The organism is Variovorax sp. 20P10.2.4 (assembly GCF_058244205.1).
On record NZ_JBZAYE010000921.1, the window covers coordinates 1 to 2,229 of the forward strand.

At 72.3% G+C, this 2,229-nt stretch carries 1 protein-coding gene; it reads right to left on the reverse strand.

The annotated features are described in order from the left end of the window. Positions 1–2,229, reverse strand: a 2,229-nt coding sequence (locus tag AC27VN_RS39425; protein ID WP_490880209.1) for an MBG domain-containing protein, incomplete at both ends; no start/stop codon positions are given.

Consider the following 2,229-nt stretch of genomic DNA (forward strand, 5'->3'; position numbering starts at 1 on the left):
CCTGCACCGCATAGCCGGCCGCCGAGGCGAAGGCGCCATCGATCGGGTAGTTGCCCGGCGGGCTCGCGGTGTTCGCGCTGGTGCCCGGCGTGCCGCTGAAGCTCGAGGCGTTGTCGCCGAGGATCAGCCCGCTGACGCTGTAGGTGAAGGTCGGGTTGGGCGCGCCCTCCTGGCGCGCGGCATTGCCCACGGTCACGATCGCGGTCGGCTGCTGCGCGTAGATGAAGTGGTTGTCGGTGGCCGGCACCGTCACCGTGCACAGGCCCAGGTAGGCGCAGTGGTAGAGGTTGGGCAGCGGGCCCGAGCCCGCGAGGCCGCCGCGCGTCTCGCCGATCCAGGTGTCGGCCCAGACGCGCCAGGTGCCGGCGCCGATGGTGAAGGCGCCGGGGTTCTGGAAGCGCGCCGCCGCCACCAGGTCGGCGCTGGTGCTCGCATTGACGTTGGTGCCCAGCGTGAGGTCGCCCGCGAGCGTGCGCACGAACACCGTGCCGGCCGACATCGACGTGGTGGCCACCGGCGCGAGCTGGTTGGTCGCCGCGTTGAAGCCGTTGACGCTCAGCGTCCCGATGGTCACCGCGTTCGCATCGACGTAGGCGAAGCCGCCCTCGGCGCCGCCGCTCACGGTGGCGACGTTGTTCGCGGGATTCTGCAGGTCGACGCTCGCGCCGCTCGAGCGCGCGAGCAGCCCGGTGGCGGTGATCGCGCCCGCGGCCGACTGCGTGATGCGGCCGTCGGACAGCAGGCCCAGCTGCGAGGCGCTGACCGTGCCATTGACCGCGATGTTGCCGCCCGCGTCGTTCTGCAGGGTGAGCGCGCCCGGCGTGGCGATGGCGCCGGCCACCGTGATGTCGGCCGCATGGGTGGCGCTGCCCGCCACGATGGTGGGTGCGCTCAGGCGCGCGAACTCGGCGCTCGACACCGAGTAGCCGCCGGTGCCCGCGCCGCCGAGCACGATCGGCGCATTGGTGCTGTCCGACACCGCGAAGTTGGCGTCCATGCCGCCGGGCCGCAGGTTGATCGCGTTGGCCGCGCTCACCGGCGTGCCGATCACGATCGCATCGGTGCTGCCGTCGTTGACCGCGCGCAGCACCACGTTGCGGCTGCCCTGCACCACGGGCGCCGTGCCGGGCAGGCTCGGCGAGCCGCCGGCCTCGATCGAGACGCCGGTGCCGCCGTTCTGCGAACGGCCCGTGATCTCGATGTCGCCGCCGCCGGTGGTGACGATGCGCGCGCCGTTCTCCAGCCGCACGCCCGAATCGGGCGTGGCCGCGGGCACCGTGGTGTCGTTGTTGAAGTTGTAGCCGCGCAGCGCGATGTTGCCGCTGCCGGTGGTGATGCTGCTGCCGCCGTTGACCAGCACGCCGTGCGCCGCCGCGAAGGTCGACGAGGCCTGGCGCCGCGCCACGCCCTGCACCGTCACGTTGCCGCTGGTGGTCGAGATGGTCGAGGGCGTGCGGCCGTCGGTGATGACCACGCCGCTGTTCCAGTCGGCCGAGCTGCCGCGGATGTCGACGTTGCCGGTCGACGTCGCGATCTGCGCGCCCGCCAGCGTCACGTTGCCGCCCGCGATCTGCACCGCGCCGCCCGCGCCGGCATCGGTCTGGCCCACGCGGGTGTCGATCTGGCTGTCGATCAGCGTGACGTAGCCGGTGGGCGCGCCGGGCTGGCCGCTGTAGAGCGTGACCGCGCCGCCATCGGTCTGCACCGAGGCGCCATTCATCTGGATGAAGCCGCTGGTGGGGCTGCCGTCGCCGCGCGCGTTCATCGTGACGCTGCCGCCGCGCGTGGCGATGGTGCCGTTGTAGTTGATCGAGCCGTTGCTGCCGGAAGGCGTGCCGTCGGGATTGACGCCCGCGTTGAACAGCACGGTGAGCGGACCGCCCTTGCCCGACGAACGGATCACCGTGCCCAGGCCGCCCTGGATGCTGTTGCCCGAGGCCAGCTCGAAGCTCAGCGGACCGAAGGCGGCGGTGTAGTCGATCAGCACGTTGTTCGCGAGCGAGATGCTGCCCGCACCGGGCCCGCCGGTGCCGGTGGTGATCTTCACGCTCGCGCCGCCGTTGAGCGCGGCATTGATGTCGCCGTCCTGGATGGTCGAGGTGGCGACCGCGTCGAAGGGATTGGTCGGCAGCGTGCCGGCCGCCGCGCCATTGACGATCGAGACCGCATAGGGATCGATCAGCCACTGCCCCGCGGTGCCGGCCGGCGCGCCCGCGTTGACGCGGATGC